This is a genomic window from Micromonospora sp. NPDC051925 (genome assembly GCF_044548625.1).
Lineage (GTDB): Bacteria > Actinomycetota > Actinomycetes > Mycobacteriales > Micromonosporaceae > Micromonospora.
This window is the reverse complement of sequence record NZ_JBIUCH010000006.1, coordinates 282,789-304,040: the sequence shown is the minus strand read 5'-3', so window position 1 is coordinate 304,040 and position 21,252 is coordinate 282,789. Positions and strand designations below refer to the sequence as shown.

General features: G+C 71.7%; 23 protein-coding genes and 2 pseudogenes. 16 read left to right on the top strand and 9 right to left on the bottom strand.

Features of this window, described 5'->3' with window-relative positions; all coding sequences use genetic code 11:
- Positions 1 to 81: 81 nt before the first annotated feature.
- From ACIG87_RS10790 to ACIG87_RS10780, 3 genes and pseudogenes are all read right to left on the bottom strand, one after another.
- Complete coding sequence (locus ACIG87_RS10790) at positions 82 to 642, bottom strand: hypothetical protein (protein WP_396850113.1); 561 nt, start codon at positions 640 to 642, stop codon at positions 82 to 84.
- 319 nt (positions 643 to 961) lie between these two features.
- Complete coding sequence (locus ACIG87_RS10785) at positions 962 to 1,138, bottom strand: GyrI-like domain-containing protein (RefSeq protein WP_396850150.1); 177 nt, start codon at positions 1,136 to 1,138, stop codon at positions 962 to 964.
- Positions 1,139 to 1,200: 62 nt separating this feature from the next.
- Positions 1,201 to 1,458, bottom strand: a pseudogene (locus tag ACIG87_RS10780) (GyrI-like domain-containing protein); the annotation flags it as partial.
- 153 nt (positions 1,459 to 1,611) lie between these two features.
- On the opposite strand from ACIG87_RS10780, the gene ACIG87_RS10775 reads away from it, so the two are divergent.
- Together ACIG87_RS10775 and ACIG87_RS10770 are read left to right on the top strand one after the other, a co-directional pair.
- Positions 1,612 to 2,421 carry a phytanoyl-CoA dioxygenase family protein gene (locus tag ACIG87_RS10775; RefSeq protein WP_396850111.1) on the top strand — a complete coding sequence of 270 codons (810 nt, stop codon included), beginning with the start codon at positions 1,612 to 1,614 and terminating at the stop codon, positions 2,419 to 2,421.
- 2 nt (positions 2,422 to 2,423) lie between these two features.
- Positions 2,424 to 3,242: a TrmH family RNA methyltransferase gene (locus ACIG87_RS10770; RefSeq protein ID WP_396850147.1), complete on the top strand. Its 819-nt coding sequence runs from the start codon at positions 2,424 to 2,426 to the stop codon at positions 3,240 to 3,242.
- Between the two features lie 99 nt (positions 3,243 to 3,341).
- Here ACIG87_RS10770 and ACIG87_RS10765 read toward each other — a convergent pair whose 3' ends face one another.
- Complete coding sequence (locus ACIG87_RS10765) at positions 3,342 to 3,917, bottom strand: TetR/AcrR family transcriptional regulator (protein ID WP_396850109.1); 576 nt, start codon at positions 3,915 to 3,917, stop codon at positions 3,342 to 3,344.
- Positions 3,918 to 3,969: 52 nt separating this feature from the next.
- On the opposite strand from ACIG87_RS10765, the gene ACIG87_RS10760 reads away from it, so the two are divergent.
- Positions 3,970 to 4,827, top strand: a complete 858-nt coding sequence (locus ACIG87_RS10760) for an SDR family oxidoreductase (RefSeq protein ID WP_396850107.1) — start codon at positions 3,970 to 3,972, stop codon at positions 4,825 to 4,827.
- 225 nt (positions 4,828 to 5,052) lie between these two features.
- Here the strand turns inward: ACIG87_RS10760 and ACIG87_RS10755 are convergent.
- A pseudogene (locus ACIG87_RS10755) lies at positions 5,053 to 5,199 on the bottom strand (hypothetical protein); the annotation flags it as partial.
- On the opposite strand from ACIG87_RS10755, the gene ACIG87_RS10750 reads away from it, so the two are divergent.
- The 4 genes from ACIG87_RS10750 to ACIG87_RS10735 all read left to right on the top strand — a co-directional run bounded on the left by ACIG87_RS10750 (position 5,132) and on the right by ACIG87_RS10735 (position 8,910).
- Positions 5,132 to 5,290 carry a hypothetical protein gene (locus ACIG87_RS10750; protein WP_396850106.1) on the top strand — a complete coding sequence of 53 codons (159 nt, stop codon included), beginning with the start codon at positions 5,132 to 5,134 and terminating at the stop codon, positions 5,288 to 5,290. The pseudogene ACIG87_RS10755 and the gene ACIG87_RS10750 overlap by 68 nt on opposite strands.
- A gap of 158 nt (positions 5,291 to 5,448) precedes the next feature.
- Positions 5,449 to 7,023 (top strand): alpha/beta hydrolase, encoded by a 1,575-nt coding sequence (locus ACIG87_RS10745; protein WP_396850104.1) that lies wholly within the window; start codon positions 5,449 to 5,451, stop codon positions 7,021 to 7,023.
- Positions 7,024 to 7,048: 25 nt separating this feature from the next.
- Complete coding sequence (locus tag ACIG87_RS10740) at positions 7,049 to 8,260, top strand: sensor histidine kinase (RefSeq protein WP_396850103.1); 1,212 nt, start codon at positions 7,049 to 7,051, stop codon at positions 8,258 to 8,260.
- Entirely contained in the window at positions 8,257 to 8,910 is a 654-nt protein-coding gene (locus ACIG87_RS10735; protein ID WP_396850101.1) for a response regulator, read from the top strand. Before ACIG87_RS10740 ends, ACIG87_RS10735 begins: the two co-directional genes overlap by 4 nt.
- A gap of 98 nt (positions 8,911 to 9,008) precedes the next feature.
- On the opposite strand, the gene ACIG87_RS10730 is transcribed toward ACIG87_RS10735, so the two are convergent.
- From ACIG87_RS10730 to ACIG87_RS10720, 3 genes are read right to left on the bottom strand one after another with little or no spacing between them, the layout of a single operon-like run.
- Entirely contained in the window at positions 9,009 to 10,187 is a 1,179-nt protein-coding gene (locus ACIG87_RS10730) for an MAB_1171c family putative transporter (protein ID WP_396850099.1), read from the bottom strand.
- A gap of 15 nt (positions 10,188 to 10,202) precedes the next feature.
- Complete coding sequence (locus ACIG87_RS10725; protein WP_396850097.1) at positions 10,203 to 10,715, bottom strand: hypothetical protein; 513 nt, start codon at positions 10,713 to 10,715, stop codon at positions 10,203 to 10,205.
- A complete protein-coding gene (locus tag ACIG87_RS10720) occupies positions 10,705 to 11,181 on the bottom strand; it encodes an XRE family transcriptional regulator (protein WP_396850095.1) in 477 nt (158 codons plus the stop codon). Before ACIG87_RS10720 ends, ACIG87_RS10725 begins: the two co-directional genes overlap by 11 nt.
- Positions 11,182 to 11,340: 159 nt before the next feature.
- Here ACIG87_RS10720 and ACIG87_RS10715 point away from each other — a divergent pair, with 159 nt between their 5' ends.
- The 8 genes from ACIG87_RS10715 to ACIG87_RS10680 all read left to right on the top strand — a co-directional run bounded on the left by ACIG87_RS10715 (position 11,341) and on the right by ACIG87_RS10680 (position 19,351).
- Positions 11,341 to 11,565, top strand: coding sequence for a hypothetical protein (locus ACIG87_RS10715; RefSeq protein ID WP_396850093.1), 225 nt, complete (start codon positions 11,341 to 11,343; stop codon positions 11,563 to 11,565).
- A gap of 41 nt (positions 11,566 to 11,606) precedes the next feature.
- Positions 11,607 to 11,837 (top strand): hypothetical protein, encoded by a 231-nt coding sequence (locus ACIG87_RS10710; RefSeq protein ID WP_396850091.1) that lies wholly within the window; start codon positions 11,607 to 11,609, stop codon positions 11,835 to 11,837.
- Positions 11,838 to 11,937: 100 nt separating this feature from the next.
- Entirely contained in the window at positions 11,938 to 13,833 is a 1,896-nt protein-coding gene (locus tag ACIG87_RS10705) for an alpha/beta fold hydrolase (RefSeq protein ID WP_396850090.1), read from the top strand.
- Positions 13,830 to 14,399, top strand: a complete 570-nt coding sequence (locus tag ACIG87_RS10700; protein WP_396850088.1) for a DUF5819 family protein — start codon at positions 13,830 to 13,832, stop codon at positions 14,397 to 14,399. Before ACIG87_RS10705 ends, ACIG87_RS10700 begins: the two co-directional genes overlap by 4 nt.
- Complete coding sequence (locus ACIG87_RS10695) at positions 14,392 to 15,162, top strand: class I SAM-dependent methyltransferase (protein WP_396850086.1); 771 nt, start codon at positions 14,392 to 14,394, stop codon at positions 15,160 to 15,162. The genes ACIG87_RS10700 and ACIG87_RS10695 overlap by 8 nt, the downstream gene beginning before the upstream one ends.
- Positions 15,159 to 16,991: an ABC transporter ATP-binding protein gene (locus tag ACIG87_RS10690; protein ID WP_396850084.1), complete on the top strand. Its 1,833-nt coding sequence runs from the start codon at positions 15,159 to 15,161 to the stop codon at positions 16,989 to 16,991. Before ACIG87_RS10695 ends, ACIG87_RS10690 begins: the two co-directional genes overlap by 4 nt.
- Positions 16,992 to 17,007: 16 nt before the next feature.
- A complete protein-coding gene (locus ACIG87_RS10685; protein ID WP_396850082.1) occupies positions 17,008 to 18,501 on the top strand; it encodes a phytoene desaturase family protein in 1,494 nt (497 codons plus the stop codon).
- Between the two features lie 214 nt (positions 18,502 to 18,715).
- Positions 18,716 to 19,351 carry a DUF4241 domain-containing protein gene (locus ACIG87_RS10680; RefSeq protein ID WP_396850081.1) on the top strand — a complete coding sequence of 212 codons (636 nt, stop codon included), beginning with the start codon at positions 18,716 to 18,718 and terminating at the stop codon, positions 19,349 to 19,351.
- Between the two features lie 71 nt (positions 19,352 to 19,422).
- On the opposite strand, the gene ACIG87_RS10675 is transcribed toward ACIG87_RS10680, so the two are convergent.
- A complete protein-coding gene (locus tag ACIG87_RS10675; protein WP_396850079.1) occupies positions 19,423 to 20,424 on the bottom strand; it encodes a zinc-binding dehydrogenase in 1,002 nt (333 codons plus the stop codon).
- Between ACIG87_RS10675 and ACIG87_RS10670 the strand changes: the two genes are divergently transcribed.
- On the top strand, positions 20,423 to 21,025 hold the full coding sequence (locus ACIG87_RS10670; RefSeq protein ID WP_396850077.1) for a TetR/AcrR family transcriptional regulator: 603 nt from the start codon (positions 20,423 to 20,425) through the stop codon (positions 21,023 to 21,025). The genes ACIG87_RS10675 and ACIG87_RS10670 overlap by 2 nt on opposite strands.
- Positions 21,026 to 21,252: the final 227 nt, after the last annotated feature.

Genomic DNA, 21,252 nt, shown 5'->3' with positions numbered 1-21,252 from the left:
GCCGCCACGCGGCGACGAAGGGTGGGACGAACGAGCGCGGCGGCCGGATCCCCGGCCGCCGCGCTCGGTGTTCGTCCCGGGTCACTTCGACTCGGCGGCCACCTTGCGCTCGCACTCGGGAGCGAGGTCCAGGCCCAGGCTGATCGAGCGGGAGTCGTTCTGGTCACCGCCGAAGGCCAGGGAGACGCCGTCCTCGGCGACCTCCACGTACTTGACCCCCTTGGCCTTGAGGCACCTCATCACGCCGAGCGCGAAGTCCCGGGCCTCCGGGTTGGCCGGGTCCTTCTCCCAGGGCGGCAGCGGATAGAACTGTGGCTCACAGATCCGGTTCGCCGCCTCGAACTCTTCCATCTCCTTCTTGTTGGTCGGCCGCAGCGCGTCGTCACCGCCAGCGGCACCGGTCTTGCCGCTCTTGAAACCCTGCTCCCGCAGGCACGCGTTGTACGGCCCGAGCATCGCCTGGAACTCCTCCGCCGTGGTGTCGAGCCGCTCGCGCGGACGTCGTTCCTTCGGCTCCGCCGACCCGCTCCGTTCCGGCTCGGGACTGGTCAAGGTGGCCACCTGCGCCGCGCCGTCCTCCGTCTGCTGCTTCTCCTCCGTCGCCCCACAGGCCGAGAGCGCGACCAGCATGACGGCACTCACCAACAGCGCCCGACTCCTTCGCATGGCATTGCCCTTCCATCCGATCGACCCGGGACGATCCCGGGCCACGGCGGCCAGCCTCCCGGCGGGCCGGGGCAAGCCTGTCGAGCGGAAGTGAGGAAGATGTCAGGTTCGCCGGCCGAGCCTGCGGCGTACGCCATGCTGCGGGAACTCGGGTGATCGAGACGCGCAGGGCGTCCGGGACGATGCGCACCGCGCCGCCCGTTCCGGTGCCGCAGGTGCCAGACGTTGCGGGACGCTGTGCTGACGGCGCTGCCCGGCGAGATGAATGCGGGCACCCGGATGTTCCACCCGGTCGCTACGCCGGCTCGACCGGCAGCCAGAGCTCGCGGGTCACGGTGCTGAGGTCGTCCGTCGGCTCGGGCACCGCGACGATCTCCGGGCCCGGCCGCAGCCGCCACGGGTTGAAGGGAAACCACTCGGCTGCGGCCGTGGCCCAGGTCTTCTGCAGGGTCTGCGGATACGGGCCCCCCACGGCCGGATGACCACCCAGCGGCCCGCCGGGACCTCGATGACGTCGAGGTCGCCCGGGACCGGCGTGCTCGGGGACACGGCCACCCCGTGCAAGTAGGTCAGCTCGCTGCCTTCGTCGAAGTCCGCGTCGAGGTCGTCGCAGACCGCGAGCAGGCCACCCGGCTCAACATCGCCGAGTGTCCCCAAGCGCAGGTGCTCCTCTGCCGGCAGCGCAGCGATGTGCCGCTGAATGTACGGGTTGATGCCTCGGTGGATCAGTGGAACCCGGGCAGCGTGCCCCACGAGCCGGAACGCGGGACGGTCGAGGATGCGGGTTTCCATACGTTCGCTCCCTTCGACAGTTGGGCGGAACCTGAGCTGCAGTGCTGTGTGACAGGGCCTCCGTATCGTGACCAGCGCTGTTGCGGCAGACCCGACGGAAGCGGAGCGGAAAGTGTCGGGTGATCGGGATCGGTGCCACCACACGATGGGTGTATGGACGACACGACACTGGTATCCCGGTTCCTTCGCGACGGCTTCGTGAAGTTGGCGGGTGCCGTCGCACCGCGCGTGGCCGCGGACTGCGCGCGGCTGCTGTGGCGGGAAACCGGCTGCGACCCGGACGACCCGGCCACCTGGACGCAGCCCGTGCACTGGGTGCCCGGCATGGCGCAGGGTCCGTTCGCCGCCGCACCCAATTCTCCGTTCCTCCATCACGCGTACGACCTGCTCGTCGGCGCGGGACGCTGGGAGCCGCGCTACTCACTGGGCACCTTCCCGTTGCGCTTCCCGCACAAGGACGAGCCGAACGATGCGGGCTGGCACATCGAGGGCAGCTATCTGCCGGAGGGGGCGAACTGGTACTTCACGAATCTTCGCTCCCAGGGCCGGGCGCTGCTGATGCTGTTCCTGTTCAGCGAGGTCGGTGCAGAGGACGCCCCGACCCGGATCCGGGTCGGCTCACACCTCGACGTGCCGAAGGTGCTGGAGAAGTACGGGGAGGACGGGGCGAGCGGGCTGGACATCGCGCCCGAGCTGGTGGCGGCGTCCGACCACCGGCCACTCGCCCTGGCCACCGGATCCCCGGGTGATGTCTTCCTCTGCCATCCGTTCCTGGTGCACTCGGCGCAACCGCACCACGGGACGCGGCCGCGCTTCATGGCCCAGCCGCCGCTGATGCCGGCCGCGCCGTACGAACTGGAACGGGCCGACGGTGCGTACTCGCCCGTGGAGATCGCGATTCGCCGAGGACTCGGGCAGGACACCCCCGCGCTTGAGGTACGGGGGAGGCGGGGACAACGGTGAGGGTGCGGGTGAGTGGCCGCAACGCGCGATTCCAGCAGTGGGAGGCTCTGCTCCGCAATCGGACCAAGCGGCAGCGTCGCGGCGAATTCCTCGTGCAGGGCGTGCGCCCGATCGCCATGGCCATCGAACACGGCTGGCAGGTCCGAGAGCTGCTCTACGACGCCGACGTCCAGCTGTCCGGCTGGGCACGCGAAGCCCTGGACACCGTCCGGGCCGAGAGGTACGCCGTCTCCCGTGAACTGATGTATGAGCTGGGCGGCAAGGCGGACACGGTGCCGGAGCTGCTGGCCGTGGTCGCGCTACCGGAGGACGACCTGTGCCGCATCCCGGCCGGGCCGACCATGCTCACCGTCGTGTTCGACCGGCCCACCAGCCCTGGCAACATCGGGACGCTCATCCGGTCCGCAGACGCCTTCGGCGCGTCCGGCGTCATCGTCACCGGCCATGCTGCCGATGTGTACGACCCGAAGGCGGTGCGGGCGAGCACCGGCTCGCTATTCGCTCTGCCCGTGGTCCGGGCGCCCGCACACCAGGCCGTGCTGTCCTGGGTCGCCGACGTGCGTGCCGACGGCGTCGGCGTCGTCATCGCGGGTGCCGATGAGCACGGCGCACTGGATGCCGCCGAGTACGACTTCACGCAACCCACGCTGACCCTGATCGGCAACGAGACCACCGGTCTCAGCGTCGGCTGGCGTGAGGCCTGCGACCAGCTCGTCCGGGTTCCGATGTCCGGGGCGGCCAGCTCCCTGAACGCGGCGGCCGCCGCGACCGTCGTACTCTACGAATCGGCACGCCAACGCAGCGCTGCCGCCCGCCGGTAGCGCGCTGATCACACTGGTCGGGCTGATCACCTGACGGCTCGGCACGAATCGTGCCGATGAGCTGGCGATACTCCAGATCACAGAGCTACGGCTGGAGTATCAGCCCCGGTTTCCCAGCAGCCCGATCAGGGTGTCGACCAGTTCCTCCGCCGAGATCCGCCATTTCTCCACGGTGAGGTGACCACTCAGCTCCATCCCGATGATCCCGTGCACCCCGGTCATCAGCAGCGCCCCGAACCGGTACGCGTCCGCCGCCCCGGTCAGCTCCGTGACGATCGCCAGGAACTCGTCCTGGCTGCGTTCCGCCGCCCGGATCAGCACGGACGGATCACCGGCCGGGGTGGTGAACATCAGCCGGTACAGGTGCGGTTGCCGCCGCCCGACCGCGATCAGTCCGGTCAGCGCCTCCCGCAGCTTGTCCTCGGCCGGGCGTTCCGGGTCGACGCGCAGGCCGCGCACGGCGTCACCGATGCGGTCCCAGGCTGCGGCGGCGATCTCGGTGAGCAGGCTCTCCTTGTCCGCGAAGTGCCGGTAGGGCGCACCGCGGCTCAGCCCGGCCCGCGCGCCCACCTCGCGCAGCGTCACCGCCTCGGGCCCGCCCTGGTCGAGCAGTTCGGCGGCGGCGGCGAGGAGGTCGCGGCGGGTGGCGGCGGCGGAATCCACGCGGCTGATCATGTCCGCCATTCTACGGTTGACGTTGTCATCCGAATCGCCTACCGTCGTTCAGGTGACAACGTCAACCGAAAAGCCGCAGACCATCCTCGTGACCGGGGCTTCCACCGGCATGGGTGCCGCCACCGCCCGCGCACTCGCCCACCGAGGCTTCCACGTCCTGGCCGGTGTCCGGCGGGAGGGTGACGCTCCCCGGGCGCCCGGCATCGAGCCGGTGCTGCTCGACATCACCCGCCCCGCGCAGATCGAGGCCGTCGCCGCCCGGGTGACCACCCTGCACGCGCTGGTCAACAACGCCGGCATCGCGGTGAACGCGCCGGTCGAGACGCTGCCGATGGACGAGTGGCGGTGGCAGTTCGAGGTCAACCTGTTCGGCCACATCGCCGTCACCCAGGCACTTCTTCCCGCGCTGCGCCGTGGGTCCGGCCGGGTGGTCAACATCAGCTCGGTGGGCGGTCGGGTCGCACTTCCGGCGTACGGCGCCTACGCCGGCACCAAGTTCGCCCTGGAGGCCGTCAGCGATGCGCTGCGCCGGGAACTGGCCCCGCAGGGCGTCCAGGTGGTCGTGGTCGAGCCCGGCGGCGTCCGTACGGCGATGGCCGATCGCGGCACCGCCACGGCGACCCGGCTCGCCGAGGGCCTGTCCCCGGAGCAGACCGACCGCTACGGTCCGTTGCTGCAGGCGGTCATGGCGCACGCTGCGGCGTTCACCAGGAACGGCCAGTCCGCCGAGGACGCCGCCGAGGTGATCGTGAAGGCGGTGACCGCTCGCCGGCCGCGAACCCGGTACACGATCGGGCGCGACGCCGCCCTGATGACCAGGGTGTCCCGGATCGTGCCGGACCGGCTGCTCGACCGGATCCTGGCCGCCGACCTGCGGCCACACTTCCCCCCGGTCCCGCAGACGCACTGACGACCCGCAGGGCGCGGCCACGTCCCGTGCCGGCGACGAACCGGCAGGGCGGTCCGCCGGTCCGTACGGGAGTGGAGCCGTTGCGTCGACGCCGCCGGTACTGCCGGCGGCGTTCCCTCCGACGGAGGTGTCGGTGGCGGCCCCGGTGGGATGAGTCGGCTGCGGCCGGGACGGCCACCAGGTGCAGTGGCCGAGCAGGCTCAGTGCGGCGGGGAGCACCGGCGCGCGGCTGACCAGAGCGTCGATCAGGACCGCGGTGGAGAGGCCGACGCCGAGCTGTTTGAACTCCACTCCGTGGCCCAGGATGAAGATGCTGAACACGGAGACCATGATCACGGCTGCGCTGGTGACGGTTCCGGCGGATTCGGTGATGCCGCGGGCGACGGCGGCGCGGGTCGGCAGCCCGTCGGCGACCAGTTTCCCGGATCCGGGTGAGCACGAAGACGTGGTAGTCCATCGCTGACGGCCGTCCACGGACGAGAAATGCTCCACCGGGCCACGGCCTGATTCAGGGACTCCTTGGGATTCACCGCCTCAGCCTGTCGATGTCGCGGCCGGGAATCCTCACGCCAAAGGGGGTCTGCGTCTCACCCGTCGGAGGGAGGAGAGCTCCCGCCGTCGATGGAAGACGCGGCCGCCGGGCACGCCGAGGATGGATCTCGTCAGCCCGACAGGTCACGGACGCAGAGGAACCTCATGAAGAAGACACGATTCGCCGAAGCCCTGCTGGCGGTGACCGCGGTCGCCACCGGATGCGCCACCGCACCCGTGGCCGGGGTCGACGCCCGGACCACGCTGACGGCCTCCACCGAAACCGTGCAGGCCCTGGCCGAGTGCCCGGAGTTGCCCAGCCTGCCGACCGCGGGTTGCGGGCAGATCACTGTGCCCCGGGACCGCGCCGACCCCGGCAAGGGCACGATCGACATCGGGTTCGCGCTGGTGCCGCACACCGACACGTCGCAACCGGGACTGGGCACCATCGTGCCGAACCCGGGCGGTCCCGGCTCGTCCACCATCGACCTGGCCGGCCAGCAGTTCGCCGAGTCCCTCGAACCACTGCTCGACCGTCGTGACCTGCTGCTGATCGACACCCGCGGGGTCGGCCGCTCGACCCCGCTGACCTGCGCGGCGCTCGATGGTCCGACCCGGGTGTTCGTTTCCTTGCCCGAACAGCGTCAGTTGATCGGTGAGTGCGGTGAACAGCTCGGCGATGCCGTGTCCGACTACACAAGCATCGCGGTCGCCGACGACGTCGACGCCGTGCGGGCGACACTGGGTCTGAGCCGCCTCGACCTGCTCGGCATCTCGTACGGCACCTATCTGATGGCTACCTACGCTCAGCGGTACCCGCAGCACGTGCGCACTGTCAGCATGGCCGGCGCGTACGCGATCAATGTCGACTCCGTCGGCGAGGTCAACGCTGTCGCGTTTCGGCGAGCAGTCCGGCTGGTCTGCGAGCGGACCGGCGAATGCAACGGCGACCGTGTGATCTCCGATCTGGCCGCACTGATGAAGCGGCTGCGCAAAAGCCCGGAAAAGCTCGACATCACCTACGACGGCGTCAAGCACCGGGTCACCCTGGACGAGTGGCAGATGACGTCGGTGGCCGGCAGGGTCTACTCCAGCCGCCCGGACACCAAGGTCGAACTCGCCCTGGCGAACGCCGCCGCCGCCGCGCGCCGCGGCAATCTCACCCCGGTACGCGCTCTGGTGCGGGACAGTCTGATCGCGCTGGCCGACAACTACTCCTACGGCGCCGCCATCCTGTCGGACGCGCAGTCCTGGGCCGTCACCTGCCACGACTACCTGCGTGACTTCGATTACGCCGACCCGGTCGCGAAGCGCACCCGACAGTACGCTGCGGTCCAGGCGAAGCTGATTAGCGCCGACTTCGCGCCGTTCTCCGCTGTAGCGTGGGTCACTCGGGCGGACTACGACACCGGTGCCTGCCTGCGCTGGCCGAACGACGAAACCGCGCAGCCCCCGTTCGCGCCCGGCGCCACGATGCCCGACGTGCCGGTCCTGGTACTCAGTGGTGACCTCGACGCGAACACCCCGATCGAATCCGGTGACGCCGCCGCCGCGCAGTTCCCGCACGCGACGCACAAGGTAATCGCCGGCGCGGGACACACCCCGGCCTGTACCACGGAAGGGGTGAACGAGATCATCAAGTTCATCCGCGACGCGAAAGGCTGACCGACCGATACGGAAAGGGGGCGTCATGCGTGACGAAGGCGACGAAAACGCCGCGCTGCGCCGGCAATCGCTGCTGATCGCGATCGGCTGCGTGATCTGCGATGGCGCCCCATTCCTGCTCAAGCTGTCGCAGAGCCCGCCCCACCCGGCCAGCTGGATCGCCGGCCTGGCAATCCTGCTGGCCGACCTGGCACTTGCGCTGCCGGCCCGGACCGCCGGGCCGGTGGCGGTCGTGCACGCCGTCGTCCGGGTCGGGGTCGCCGCCCTGCTGTTCGACGCCACGGGCGACCGCGACGGCATCGGCAACGCGACCGGGCTGGCCGTCGCCGGGTACCGGGCCGGAGCCTGGGTCCAGGGCCGGCGCTCCTGGGCGACGCTGGCCGCCCTCATCGCGGGCATGACCGTCACCCAGGCGATCCAGGGCTTCGACGCGACCGCCGAGAACCTCCTGCTCACCCTCTCCAACACGGTCCTGCCCTGGTTGCTCGGCCGGCACACCACCGGTCGCAGCGGTTACATCGCGGAAGTCCGCCGCCGGGCCGAGCACATCCAGCGGGAAGCAGAAGAGCAGCGACGTGACGCGGACCTCGCACTTACCCGGGCGGTCGAAACCGAACGTGCGACGATCGCCCGGGACCTGCACGACACGATCTCCCACCACGTGAGCGCGGTGGGTGTGCACGCAGCCGCCGCCCGCCTCGGCATGACGTCGGGTCTACCGGCCGTCAAGGACCGGACGGTGACATCGCTGGAACAGGTCGAGACGTCGAGCCGGGCCGCGCTCGGCGACCTGCGCCGCATGCTCGACCTGTTGCACGGTAACGACTCCGACGGGGTACTGCAGCCGGGTCTCGACGGTCTCGACGATCTCATCGACGGCAGCCGCCGCGCCGGTCTCATCGTGAACCTGGCCATGGACGATGTCACACCTCGAGCCCTGCCGAAGTCGCTGGACCTCGCGGCCTACCGCATCGTCCAGGAAATTCTCACCAACGCCCTGCGCCACGGCGACGGCACCCTCGATCTCGCCCTCACCCAGACCGGTGGCGAATTCCGGATCACCGGAAGCAACACCACCAACCCCCGATCCGGCACGGACTCCGGCACCGGACGAGGACTGGACGGCGTCCGCCACCGGGTCGGCATCTTCGGTGGAGCCGTCACGATCGGCCCGCTACCGGACGCGCCAGGCACCTGGCGCACCGGCATAGCCATTCCGCTCCAGGAGTCCCGTTGACCGCGATCCGCGTCCTGCTCGCCGACGACCACGAGTTCTTCCGCTCCGGGTTCCGCAATGCCCTGGAGACCCAGCCCGACCTCGAATGCGTGAGCGACGTCGGCGACGGGCAGGCCGCCGTGACCGAGATCGAACGGCTACGCCCGGACGTCGCCGTCCTGGACGTACGCATGCCCCGGATGGACGGCCTCACGGCAGCCGAAACCGTCCTGTCACGCGGCACCGACACCCGCATCATGCTGCTCACCACCTACGACGACGACAGCTACGTCTACCGGGGCCTGCGCGCCGGGACCAGCGGGTTCTGCCTCAAGAGCATGCCCGTCGAGGAGTTGCTCGGCGCCATCCGGGTCGTGGCCCGCGGCGACGCACTCATCGACCCGTCAGTGACGCGCCGCCTGGTGACCCGGTTCGCCAACGGCCTCGCCCCGGCAACCGTGGACAAGCCCCCGGCGCTCGACCGGCTGACCACCCGCGAGCGCGAAATTCTCCTCGAGGTGGCCCGCGGCTACTCCAACACCGAGATAGCGAAACGTCTGTACGTGGGGGAACAGACGGTCAAGACGCATGTGTCACACCTGCTGACGAAGCTAGGGCTGCGCGACCGGGTCCAGGCCGTCATCTACGCCTACGAGAACGCGCTGCTCTGATCCAGGGGCGGTTGTCCCGCCGGCTCTGTTGTGTTGGCGCATCGGTGGACACGCCGAGTCGCGGCTGCCCCGAACTGGGCATCCACCTGCGAGGGGGTCTACGCCTGGTCGGCGTTCTGGCCGGTGGTGGCTTCGGCGGCAGCGAGTTGACGGACCCGGGCCACCTCCGCCGAGCTGGCGAACTGCCGGGCCACCCGGGCCAGCCAGGCGCTCTCCGAGGCCAGCGAGGCGTCCACGTCCTGGAACGGGTGCTCGGCACGGTAGTCCCGGCCGTGCGCGTGACCGACGAGGGCGGCGGCGATCACCGCCGCCTCCACGGTGGCCGGGTCCGCCGCCGGGCCGACCCAGCGGAACACGTCCGGATGGGCGTACGGGCGCAGCGTCAACTGCGCGTCACGGATCTCGATCACCCGCCGGTAGAGCGCGAACTCCGCGCCGGGCAACGGCCAGCCGCCACTGGTGTTGAGGGCGATCTGCGGCAGCGCGGCCCGCAGCGCCCGCCAGAGCGGGTCGATCCGGCGCAGCCGGCGTAGCGCACGCAGCCAACGCAGTGGCGCGGTGATCCGGTCGCCCCAGGCGGTCAGGGTCGCCCCGATCAGCCAGAGCAGCATGCAGACCGAGCCGAGGGTGGCGCCGACGGGCAGCGTGGTGGCCAGGGACCGGCCGGTGACGAGGGTGACCACCGGCCGGACCCCGGACCAGGCCGCCCAGACGATGCCGAGCGCGGCACCGGTGACCACGAAGCTCAGCCCGGTCCGCAGGACGCCGGCCGCCACGTGCCGCAGGTAGCCGCCCACGCTGGTGATGAAGGTGACCAGGCAGACCGCGATGTAGCTGAAGAAGACCACGAGGTAGCCGACGACCACCGGGTCCCGCGAGTACACGTTGACGAAGTTCAACGTGAAGGTGGTGTCGGCGCTGGCCAGCAGCACCGCCATCACCAGGACCGCGCCGACCAGCAGGAGACCGTGCCGGCGCAGCCAGCGCCGGGTGCCGGCCGGGCGGGCGATGCTCTGACCGAGCGCGCCGAGGAAGTACGCGGCGAGCATCTCCAGGCCGTTGCCGAACAGTCGGCCGAGGTTCGGCACCGGCTCGACGTGGCTGATCGCGATCAGGACCGGGTGGGCCATCACCGCCAGGCCGAGGCCGATGCAGAGGAAGAAGGCGGAGAGGTACCGGGTGCCGGCGGCACGCCGCCGGCCGCGTACCGGGATGAGTTTGTAGGCGGCGACCACGACGGCGAGCGCCAGGGCGGTGAAGTTGAGCCAGGTCAGCAAGGCACCCCGCCCCGGTCAGCCGGTGTCGAAGATCGAGCCGAGCCGGGCCAGCCCGTCGGCGACCTCGGGGGTGACCGGGCCGACGCCGCCGGTCGGGCCCCGACGGGCGCGTTGGGCGATCATCGAGGCGACCAGCTCGGCCTCCTGCTCCTGGCCGGCCGAGTAGTCGGAACGGCCGAGCACCCGGCGGACCAGGTCGGTGGAGAGGTTCGGCAGCAGCAGGGTGGGCAGGGCGGCCAGCGAGCGGTCGTCGACGTGGCCGCAGAGCAGGTGCCCGACCTCGTGCAACAGGATGTGCTCCTGGTGCAGCCGGGTGGTGCTGGTGGCATAGAAGAGGTAGTCGGCCTGGTCGGTGGCGACCAGTGCGCCGCACTGGCTGGCCCCACCGGGCATCGGCACCAGCTCGACCGGCCGGCCCCGCTGGTGGGCCAGCGCGTCGACGAACCGGGTCGGCTCGAACGGCGTCGGGATCGACAGCGCGTCGACGATCCGTTGGCACCGACGCCACATGTCCCGATCAACTGCCATCGCGCTCCGCCGGCCCGCCTGTACCGGACCCGGGCAGCTCCACGCCGGCCGGCCCGGCCCGGCGTGCCTCCCGCCGCCCGATAGCTTCGATCATGTCGCTGATGGTGTCCAGCCCTTCCGGGGAGAGGGTGACCGCACGCAGCGCGATCTGCCGGACGGCGCTGTCGCGCAGCGCGCCGAGCAGCTCCAACTCCTCGACGATCCGCGCGCTCTGCTCGTCGTCGAAAAAGTACGCCGCCGGCACCTGGAAGAACTGGGCGAGGGCCTCCAGGTGCCGCTTGGTGGGGTTGGTCCGCCGGCCGTTGCGCAACTGCCAGAGGTACGTGGTGGAGAAGCTCTCCCCGGTGGCCTCGCGGCAGGCGGTGGCCACCTCCTCGTTGCGGTACTGCTCCCGGTCGGGGCGGCGGACCACCTCGAAGAGTCTGTTGATCTTCTCGGCGAGGGTGCCCGTGGTCGGGTGGTCCATCTGGTGCCCTCCCCTCGCCGGATCGGGTGGACCCCGTTTCCCGTGGTTGACGGCGGCGACCCCCTCGGACATCCTAGCGATTCAGGAATTTTAGCTGAGATGAATGGCCTGCACGCCGCCCTTCACACTGGCTGAGAGCTTTCGGAGGAGGTGAACCAGATGACCGCACTTGTCGACCACACCAACGACATCTCCCTGGAGGTGTTCGGTGAGCTCACCGAGGCCGACCGGACCGCCCAGGGGCTGGCCGGGCTCACCCCGGTGCTCGCCACCCCGACGGCGGTGGCGCTCGGCGTCGCCGTCGGCGCCGTGGCGTTCCACGCCGGCTACATGGTGGGCATCGCCCGCAACATGGCCGAGGGCACCAGGCCACAGCCGAACTAGTCGCCCGACAACCTGTGTACCCCCCAGTCAGGAGGTGATCCATGTCCGTTCTCGCCAACAGGGTGAACGCGGACCCCGCCCTCGCCACGATCCCGATCCACAGCGACAAGGCGCGCAACCAGGTCGGCGGGATGCCGGTGCTGGCCACTCCGGCGACCGTCGTCGGCGTGGCGGCCGGGGTCGGCCTGGTCGGCTCGGTGGCGGCGCTCTTCGCCGCCGGCTACGTCGCCGGGCGCAACCTCGGCGGGCCGAATCCCCCACCGAAGGGATGACGCGATCGCCCTAGCAGGTCCGGGCCGGTGGGCCGTCGCGGCGGTCCACCGGCCACCCGTCCCGCCCCGGTCCTCCCGCACCCTCAGGAAGCGCTGAACCATGAAGAGAGCACCCTGGCACCGTCGACTCCGGCCGCCCGCCACGTTCGACCGCTCCGCCGTGCTGAACTGGACCGAGCGGATCAGCTCGGTGACCCACCTCTTCGCCAGCCTGGAGTACCTCACCCGGGGCCGGGACCGGCAGCGGGGCGGGGCGAACAACTGGGCGGTGAACCGGCGTACCTTCCACGAGCACGCCCCCCGCCTGACCCGGGCGCTGGACCTGGCCGCCAACGACCGGGTGGCCACCGCGCTGCACGTCAGCCGGGCCGTCGCGGCGGCCGCGCTCTGGCTGCCGCTGGGCCGCCGGCAGCGGGTCGCCGCGAACGCGGTGCTCACCGGCAGCCAGGCCGCGCTGCACGCCCAGCACCTGTACGGCAGCGACGGCGCCGACCAGGTCTCCTTCCTGGTCCAGGCGCTCACCACCGCCGCCCGCGCCGGCCAGCGCCGGCCCGCCGTGGTCGACGCCTGCCTCTGGTTCGTCGCCCTGCAGTCGGTGCTGTCGTACACGGTCTCCGGCTGGGCCAAGTTGCCCAGCGAGACCTGGCGCACCGGACGCGCCCTGCCCGGCATCACCCGGACCCTCACCTACGGCGACCCGCAGGTCTGGCAGCTGATGCGCCGCTACCCCCGGCTGACCAAACTCGCCGCCCACGGGGTGCTGGCGATGGAGTGCGCCTTCCCGCTGGCCTACGCCGCGAAGGGTCGCCCCGCGCCGTACCTGCTCGCCACCGCCGGGGCGTTTCACCTGGTCAACGCGCGGGTGATGGGGCTCGGCCGGTTCTTCTGGGCGTTCACCTCCACCTATCCGGCGGTCGCCTACACCACCCGGCCCCGGGAACGCACCGGCGACGCGGCCGGCGTCCGGCGCGACGACACCCTGCCCGCCATGGCGACGGCCGCCGGGCTGGTGCTCTTCGCCGCCGGCCAGGTCGCCCGGATCCGGCGGCGTCGGCTGATCGAGCGGGGGCGCGGCGACGAGCGCACCTTCACCACCGCCGCCGGCAACGTCCTGTCCTACCGGTACGCCGGCGACCCGCTGCCCGACCGGACCGCCGGTGCCGGGGCGCGGTCCGGCGGGGCCGCCGGCGACGGGCCGCTGGTGTTGCTGGAGAGCGGGATGGCCGCCACCGCCGAGCACTGGGAGCGGATCGCCGCTCCGCTCGGTGACCGCTTCACCACGGTCACCTACCAGCGGGCCGGCTACGGTGCCAGCCGCTACCGGGGCACCGGGGAGTACCGGTTCGAGACCATGGTGGACGACCTGGTCGAGCTGACCCGGCACGTGGCCGGCGAGCGCCCGGTGATCCTGGTCGGCCACTCACTCGGCGGCTACCTGGCCCTGCTCGCCGCCGAACAGCTCGGCGGGCAGGTACGCGGAGTGGCCCTGGTCGACTCCAGCCACCCCGCCGAACTGCGCCGTTCCCTGCGGCAGGCCGAGGGTGGCCGGGCGCTGACCAGCACCCTGGCCATCATGCCCGGTTCACTGCGGGCCGGGTTCGGTTCGCTGCTGCCCCGGGCCCCCTGGATCGACCGGCTGCCCGAGTCCGTCCGCCCGCTCGCCCTGGCCCAGTACCGCGACCCGGAACTCTGGGCCGCCGCCCGGCGGGAGTGGCGGGTGGTGCAGGAACGCTTCTCCGACGAGGCCACCGGGCTGCCCCGGATCGACGTACCGCTGGTGGTGGTGACGGCCGGGCGGACCGCACGTACCGACTCCGTCCAGGCCGACCTGCACGACGAGTTCGCCGCCGCGGCACCCCGGGCCGAGCGGCACCTGATCGCCGACGCCGACCACGACGAGATCCTCACCGACGCCGACCGGTCCGCGGAGGTCGTCAAGATCCTCACCGCGTTCGTCGACGACGTCACCGAGTCGGGCCCGCAGGTGCGGCGATGAGCCGCCGGGTCGGCTCCGACCTGCGCCCACTGACCACGGCGATCACCGCCGGCCTGGTCGGCTGGTTCGGGGTGACCGTGCTCAGCCAGCACCCGCAGCAGGTCTTCGACCGGTTCCGCCGCTACGACGTACCCGGGTTGTTCATCGGCAACTGGCGCTTCTTCGCCCCCGAACCGGCGCAGCACGACTTCCACGTCCTGCACCGGGTGCTCACCGCCGACGGCGGGCAGACCCGGTGGGTGGAGACCACCCACATCCCGCGCCGGCACTGGCGGCAGGTGGTCTGGTTCCCGGAACGCCGGCAGGACAAGGCGATCTTCGACATCTGCGCCGACCTGATCGTGCACCTGGGCACCCCCGGCGTCGAGGTCACCGCCACCCCGCCGTACGAGGTGCTGCGGGACTTCGTCGAGCACGCCGTACGCCGGCAGTACGCCGGGGCGGACGTACCCCGGGGGTTCCAGTTCGTGATCGCCCGCAGCGCCGGCTACGACGAGTCCCACAAGCCGGACTACCTGCTGGTCTCCCCGTTCGAACCGTTGCCGGAGGGCACCCGAGATGACTGAGATCGCCGACAGCGGCTACGGACGGCAGTTCGTCGACTTCTACGACCGGCTCTTCCCCGGCGGGGCGGCGGTGGAGCCGACCGTCGCCTACCTCGCCGGCCTGCACCCGGGCGGCGGAGCACCCACCCTGGAGCTCGGCGTCGGCACCGGCCGGATCGCCCTGCCGCTGGCCGACCGGGTCGGCGAGATCGTCGGGGTGGACTCGTCGCCGGAGATGCTCGACGCGCTGCGGGCCGCCCTGGCCGACCAGCCCCGCCCGGTCACGCCGGTGCACGGCGACATCCGCGACTGGTCCGACGACCGCCGGTACGGGCTGGTCTACTGCGTCTGCGGCACCCTGTCGATGTTGCTGGACCCGCAGGAGCAGCAACGGGTCGTGAAGGCCGCCGCCACCCGGCTGGCCCCCGGCGGGATCCTCGTGGTGGAGACCCACAACCCGGAGTTCGCGCTGGCCGTGCTCAACCAGGGCCGGGCCCGGGACTCCTTCTTCGTGCCCTACCCGGGCCGGGACACCGGGCTGCTGTCGTACTCCACCATCGACGTGGCGAACGGGATCTGGCACCTGGCGCACATCTGGATCTCCGAGGGTCGGTCCCGGATCGCCTCGGAACTGAGCCGGCTCACCACCCCCGACGAGGTCGACGGGTACGCCGAGCAGGCCGGACTGGTCCGGCTGGCCCGGCACAGCGACTGGGCCGGCACCGAGTTCACCGGCGTGGAACCGATGTACGTCAACGTCTACCGCGCCCCGGGTGACCGGTGAGTGCCCCGGCCGCCGGTGAGCGGCACTGGCTGCGCATGATCGCCGGGTACGTCCGACCACACCGGGGTCCGTTCGTGGCCGCCGCCGTACTGCTGCTCGTCTCCAGCCTGCTCGGGCTGGCCCAGCCGCTGGCCGCCAAGGCATTGATCGACGGCCTCACCGCCGGTCAGGGGGTGGGTCGGGCGCTGGTCGTGCTCACCGGGCTGGTGATCGTCGCCGCCGTACTGCTCGGGGTCGGCAACTACCTGATCCTGCGGACCGCCGAGGCGGTCGCCCTGGACGGGCGGCGCGGCCTGGTCCGGCACCTGCTGCGGCTCACCGTGCCGGCGTTGCAGCGGCAGGCCCCCGGTGACCTGCTAGCCCGGGTCGCCGGGGACACCATGCTGCTGCGGCAGGTCGCCAGCCAGTCCCTGATCGACCTGTTCACCGGCGTTGTCATGCTGCTCGGCGCGGTACTGCTGATGGCGGTGGTCGACCTGGCCCTGCTCGGGGTGACCGCGGTCGTGGTGGTACTGCTGGTGATCATCATGGGGTTGTTGATGCCCCGCATCCGCGCCGCCGCGCTGCGTTCCCAGGAGTCGGTGGGCGACATGGGCGCCGCCCTGGAGCGGGCGCTGGGCGCGTTCACCACCATGAAGGCTTCCGGCACCGAGGCCACCGAGGCGGCCCGGATCGACGCGGCGGCGCTGACCGCGTACCGCCAGGGGGTGAGCCTGGCCCGCTGGGGCTCGGTCGCCGGCACCAGCGCCGGCCTGGCCATCCAGGTCGCGTTCCTGGTGGTGCTCGGGGTCGGCGGCGCGCGGGTGGCCAGCGGCGCGATGCCGGTCTCGGCGCTGGTGGCCTTCCTGCTCTACGTGGCCTACCTGAGCCACCCGGTGATGCAGCTCGTCGGCGCCGGCACCTACCTGCAGATCGGGCGGGCGGCGCTGACCCGGATCGCCGAGATCGACGCGCTGCCCACCGAGCCGATCGACCTGCCCCCCGCGCCACCGGTCAGGGCCGGCACCCCGGCGACGGCCGGAGCCGGTGCGCCGGCGGGGCCGGTCGACGTCGGCGGGCCGACGACCACGCCGGTCGGGGCGGGGTCGGCCCGTGGGCCGGCGGAGGTGGTGTTCGAAGGGGTCTGCTTCCGGTACCCGGACCGGGACGAACCGGCCCTGCGCGACCTCACCCTGACCGTGCCGGCGGGCGGGCTGACCGCCCTGGTCGGGCCCTCCGGCTCCGGCAAGACCACGGTGCTCGCCCTGATCGAGCGCTTCACCGAGCCGCAGCAGGGCCGGATCCTCTTCGACGGCCGGCCGCTGGCCGACTGGCCGCTGGCCGAGCTGCGCGCCGCCATCGGGTACGTCGAGCAGGACGTCGCGGTGCTCGCCGGGACGCTGCGGGAGAACGTCGCGTACGCCACCCCCGGCGCCACCGACGAGGAGATCCGGGCGGTGCTGCGGACCACCCGACTCAGCACCCTGCTGGACCGGCTCGGCGGTGACCTGGACGCCCCGATCCGGCACCGGGGGCTCTCCCTGTCCGGCGGCGAGCGGCAGCGGATCGCGGTGGCCCGCGCGCTGCTGCGCCGTCCCCGGCTGCTGCTGCTCGACGAGGTGACCTCGCAACTGGACGCCGCCAACGAAGCCGCCCTGCGCGAGGTGATCCAGGAGGTCTCCCGCCGGACCACCGTGGTCGTGGTCGCGCACCGGCTCTCCACGGTCCTCGCTGCCGAAAAGATCGTTCTGCTGGAGAATGGCACGGCCCGTTCCGTTGGTTCGCATTCGGAGCTGGTCCGCACCGATGCGCTCTACGCCAGCCTGGCTGCGGAACAGGCGTTGGTCTGAGGCGGAAGGGCGAGTCATGGGGTCGCAGACGGAAGCCGGGGCGGCAGCCGGCGGGTTGGACGCGGTGGTGGTCGGCTCCGGCCCGAACGGGCTGGCCGCCGCGCTGGTGCTCGCCTCGGCAGGGCTGAGCGTCCAGGTTCACGAGGCCGCCGGGACCACCGGCGGTGGCACCCGGACCGAGGAGCTGACCCTGCCCGGGTTCCGGCACGACGTCTGCTCGGCGGTGCACCCGATGGCGCTCGGCTCGCCCTTCTTCCGCGCCTTCGACCTGGCCGCGCACGGCGTACGGCTGTTGCAGCCGGAGATCCCGTACGCCCATCCGCTGGACGGGGGGCGGGCGGCGCTGGCCTGGCGGGACCTGGACCGTACCGCCGAGGGGCTGGGTGCCGACGGGGCGGCCTGGCGGTCCCTGCTCGGGCCGCTGGTCCGACGCTGGTCGGGAGTGGTCGACACGGCCATGTCCGACCTGCGCGGGGTGCCCCGCGACCCGCTCGCCGCACTGCTGCTCGGGCTCCGCACCCTGGAGCAGGGCACCCCGGCCGCGGCGGCCCGGTTCCGTACCGAGGAGGCCGCCGCGCTGCTGGCCGGGGTGGCGGCGCACGCGATCGCCCCACCGCGCCGGCTCGCCCCGGCCGGGGCCGGCCTGCTGCTGGCCACCCTCGGACACGCGGTCGGCTGGCCGGTCCCCTCCGGTGGCAGCCGGGTGATCACCGACGCGATGGTGACCCGGCTACGGCAACTCGGCGGCCGGGTGGTCACCGGCGACCGGATCGACGACCTGGCCCAACTGCCGCCGGCCCGCGCGGTCCTGCTCGACGTCTCCCCCGCCGGCCTGCTGCGCATCGCCGGCGACCGGCTCCCCGCCGGCTACGTGCGCAGTCTGCGTTCCTTCCGGTACGGCGGGGCCGCCTGCAAGGTCGACTTCGCGCTCTCCGGGCCGGTGCCGTGGGCGGATCCGGAGTGCGCCCGCGCCGGCACCCTGCACCTGGTCGGCTCGGCCACCGAGGCCCGGATCGCCGAAACCTCGGTGGTACGCGGCCGGCACCCGGAACGCCCGTACGTGCTCGCGGTGCAGCCCGGCGTGGTCGACCCGACCCGCGCACCCGCCGGCAAGCAGGTGCTCTGGACGTACGCGCACGTGCCGAACGGCTCCCCGCGCGACGTCAGCGACCAGATCGTCGCCCAGGTGGAACGCTTCGCGCCCGGCTTCCGCGACCTGATCCTGGCCACCCACGTGGTGCCGGCGGCGCAGGCCAGCACGCACAACCCGAACTACGTCGGCGGGGACATCTCCGGCGGGGCGGTCACCCCGTGGCAGCTGGTGATGCGGCCGGCGGCCCGCTGGGATCCGTACCGGACCCCGCTGCCCGGCGTGTACCTCTGCTCGGCCTCCACCCCACCCGGCCCGGCCGTGCACGGCATGTCCGGGCTGCACGCCGCCGGCCGCGCCCTGCGGCAGCACTTCGGCATCCGCACCGCCCCCCTCGACCTGATCCGCGGCGGACGCTGACCACAAGGCACTCAAGGCGTACCCGGAGAAGAAGGACCACATTGATCAGGTGGAGGGCGCGGACGAACCTCCTGGACCGGCATTGCGACCCGCAGCCGTCAACCAGTCCCGAGTCCGGTTGATCTGGGCTTGAGCGCCGTTGCGAGGCTGTGCTCAACCATCGCGGCGGCGTTCCTGGTCCGCCGACCCAGGTGCTCATCCGCGCGGAGGTTCGGTGGCTGCAGACCCGACCGGCTTCGAGGCGCTGCTCCAGGAAGGAGCGGCCATCACGTATGGCGACGACCCACATACGATCAGCCGCCACGACGTCGGTGTGTTGGTCATGCCCACCGGGAGCGTGTGGGCCGGCGATCCGCTGACGGCAGCCACCTACCGGACAAGGCCGTTCACTGTGGGCGTCGACCCCGGTCGCTACCGAATCGTTGCTGTCATGGCCGACAACGCTGCTCGTGGCCCATCGTGGCAGGTACCCGCCGCACTTCAACTCGTCGTCCGCGACGAGGCAGTGGCTACCTGGGAACCCGCGCAGTGGCCGGGCCTCAAGCCCACCAACGTCGAGGACGTGCTCAACGGCTACCCGGTCGACAGCGGTACCGGCTGCTTCGCAGATGTGACCGCTGGCTTCGACCTCGCCACCACCGAGGACGACACGGTCGGCGAGACCATCCAGATACAACTCCACGGGAAGTCGTGGACGATGTTCGAACTGGATACCGAGACGAAGGCGAACGTCGCAGTGATGACCACCGGCGGCGACGGCGTCTTCGGCACATGGGTCGGCCGGACGACAACCGGCGAGGTCGCGTGTTTCCTCACCTCATTCGGCGTCGTCGGAACCCGCGAAGGGTGAGCCGCCGCCGGTCCTCGACCCGCGGCGAACGAGCGGGTGGGTAGGGGGCTGTATGTCCGGACCCGACATCATCAGTCGATGTCCATGACCGCCTTTCCGGCTACCTGCCTGCCGAGCAGCGCCTGGATCGCGTCTCCTACGCGTTTCCACGAGTCGCGCCAGCCGACCTCCACCGAGATGACACCGCGAGCGGCGAGGTCCACGAGCGTGGCCAGATCGGCGCCGGGGCTGGCCGCGTCACCGAAGGACTGCAGCGTCTTCGCCGCCCCGTGCGCGAAGATCGAGTTGGGCGGAAACACCGCAGGTTCACCCGATGCCCAGCCGATGCTCTGCAGCACGCCGCCGGGTTTGAGCAGACTCCATGCCCTGACCAGGTGTGCTCCACCGACATTCTCCAGGATCACGTCGACCGGCCCGTCGATGTCGTCGAGGCCGACCACCACCTCATCCGCCCCGAGTTCGGTCAGCCCCGCACCGCGCTGCACAGCACCGACCGACGCGATGACGTGCGCACCGCCCAGCCGGGCCAGTTGCACCGCGAGGCGACCGACACCGCCCGACGCGCCGGTGATCAGCACCCTGCGGCCCAGCACCGGGCCGGCTGCGCGCAGTGTCCGCAGTGACGTGATGCCGACCAGCGGCAGCGCGGCGGCCTCGCCGAGGTCGAGGCCCTCGGGAACGACGGCGACGCTGTCGGTGCCGAAGACGGCCCGCTCGGCCCAGGCGCCCGGACCGAAGGCGGCCACCCGCTCGCCGACGGCCGGCCCGGTGCCGTCCTCGGCCGCTCGAGTGACGTAGCCGGCCGCGTCGTAGCCAAGCACCACACCGGCCGGAAAGGCGCCCATATGACGGACCTCGCCGTAGTTGAGCGAGACCTGCCCCACGTCGACCAGCACCTGCCCGGGTTGCGGCACCGGTTCGGGAACGTCGGCATGCCGGAAGCCCTCGACGGTTTCGGGGGCGGCGATCAGTGCTTGCACAGGACACCTCCGCGCGATGAAACGGACCAGCGGTCCGGTTAACGTCTGCGATAATATACGGACTACCAGTCCGTTTTCTAGGAGGGGTGTCATGGTCGCCGAGCGGGCGGACGCCGCACGCAACCGTCACGCGATCCTGCGGGCGACCGAGGAACTACTGACCCAGCACGGGCCGGAACACGTCTCGCTCGACGTCGTCGCCGCCCGGGCCGGCGTGGGCAAGGGCACCGTGTTCCGGCGATTCGGCAGCCGCACCGGCCTGTTCCAGGAGTTGCTCGCCGAGCGCGCGTCCCGCATCCGTGACGCGATCGACAACGGCCCGCCACCGCTGGGCCCGGGCGCCCCGCCCGGCGACCGGCTGATCGAGTTCCTCGACGAGTTGGCAACGCTCGCCGCGAAGAACATCACGCTCATCGCCGCGCACGAGCAGGCCTGCGCGGCCGACAAGCACCAGGACCCCACCTACCGCCGCTGGCACGAACACGTCGCCGGCCTCATCCACGAGATCCGCCCGGACGCCGACGCCGAGTTCCTGGCCCATATGCTGCTGGGCTCGTTCGACGGCGAACTCGTCCGGCAGATCACCAACCGCGGCGGCGTCGACCGGCTACGAACAGCCGTCCGCGACCTGGCCGGCACGGTCGTGCCCACCGTGAACACCCACCTCACCGCTTCGCGGACCGGCCGCCCCTGAACAGACACGGGTCGTGGTAGATCGTGGAGTCGCTGCAGCGGTTGGACGCCGGCCGGCGTTGGCGGGTGTCGGACTCATCGACGACCTGGACGAGGGTCACCACTTCAGTCGCTGAGCCGCAACGGCACCGTCGCGCCGGGTGTCCCACCGGCAGGACACCTGCGCGGGCCCCAGCTCGTTCCGGCCCGCTGCCAAGACGCAGTCAGACCCCTCGCCTTGCGTCCCTT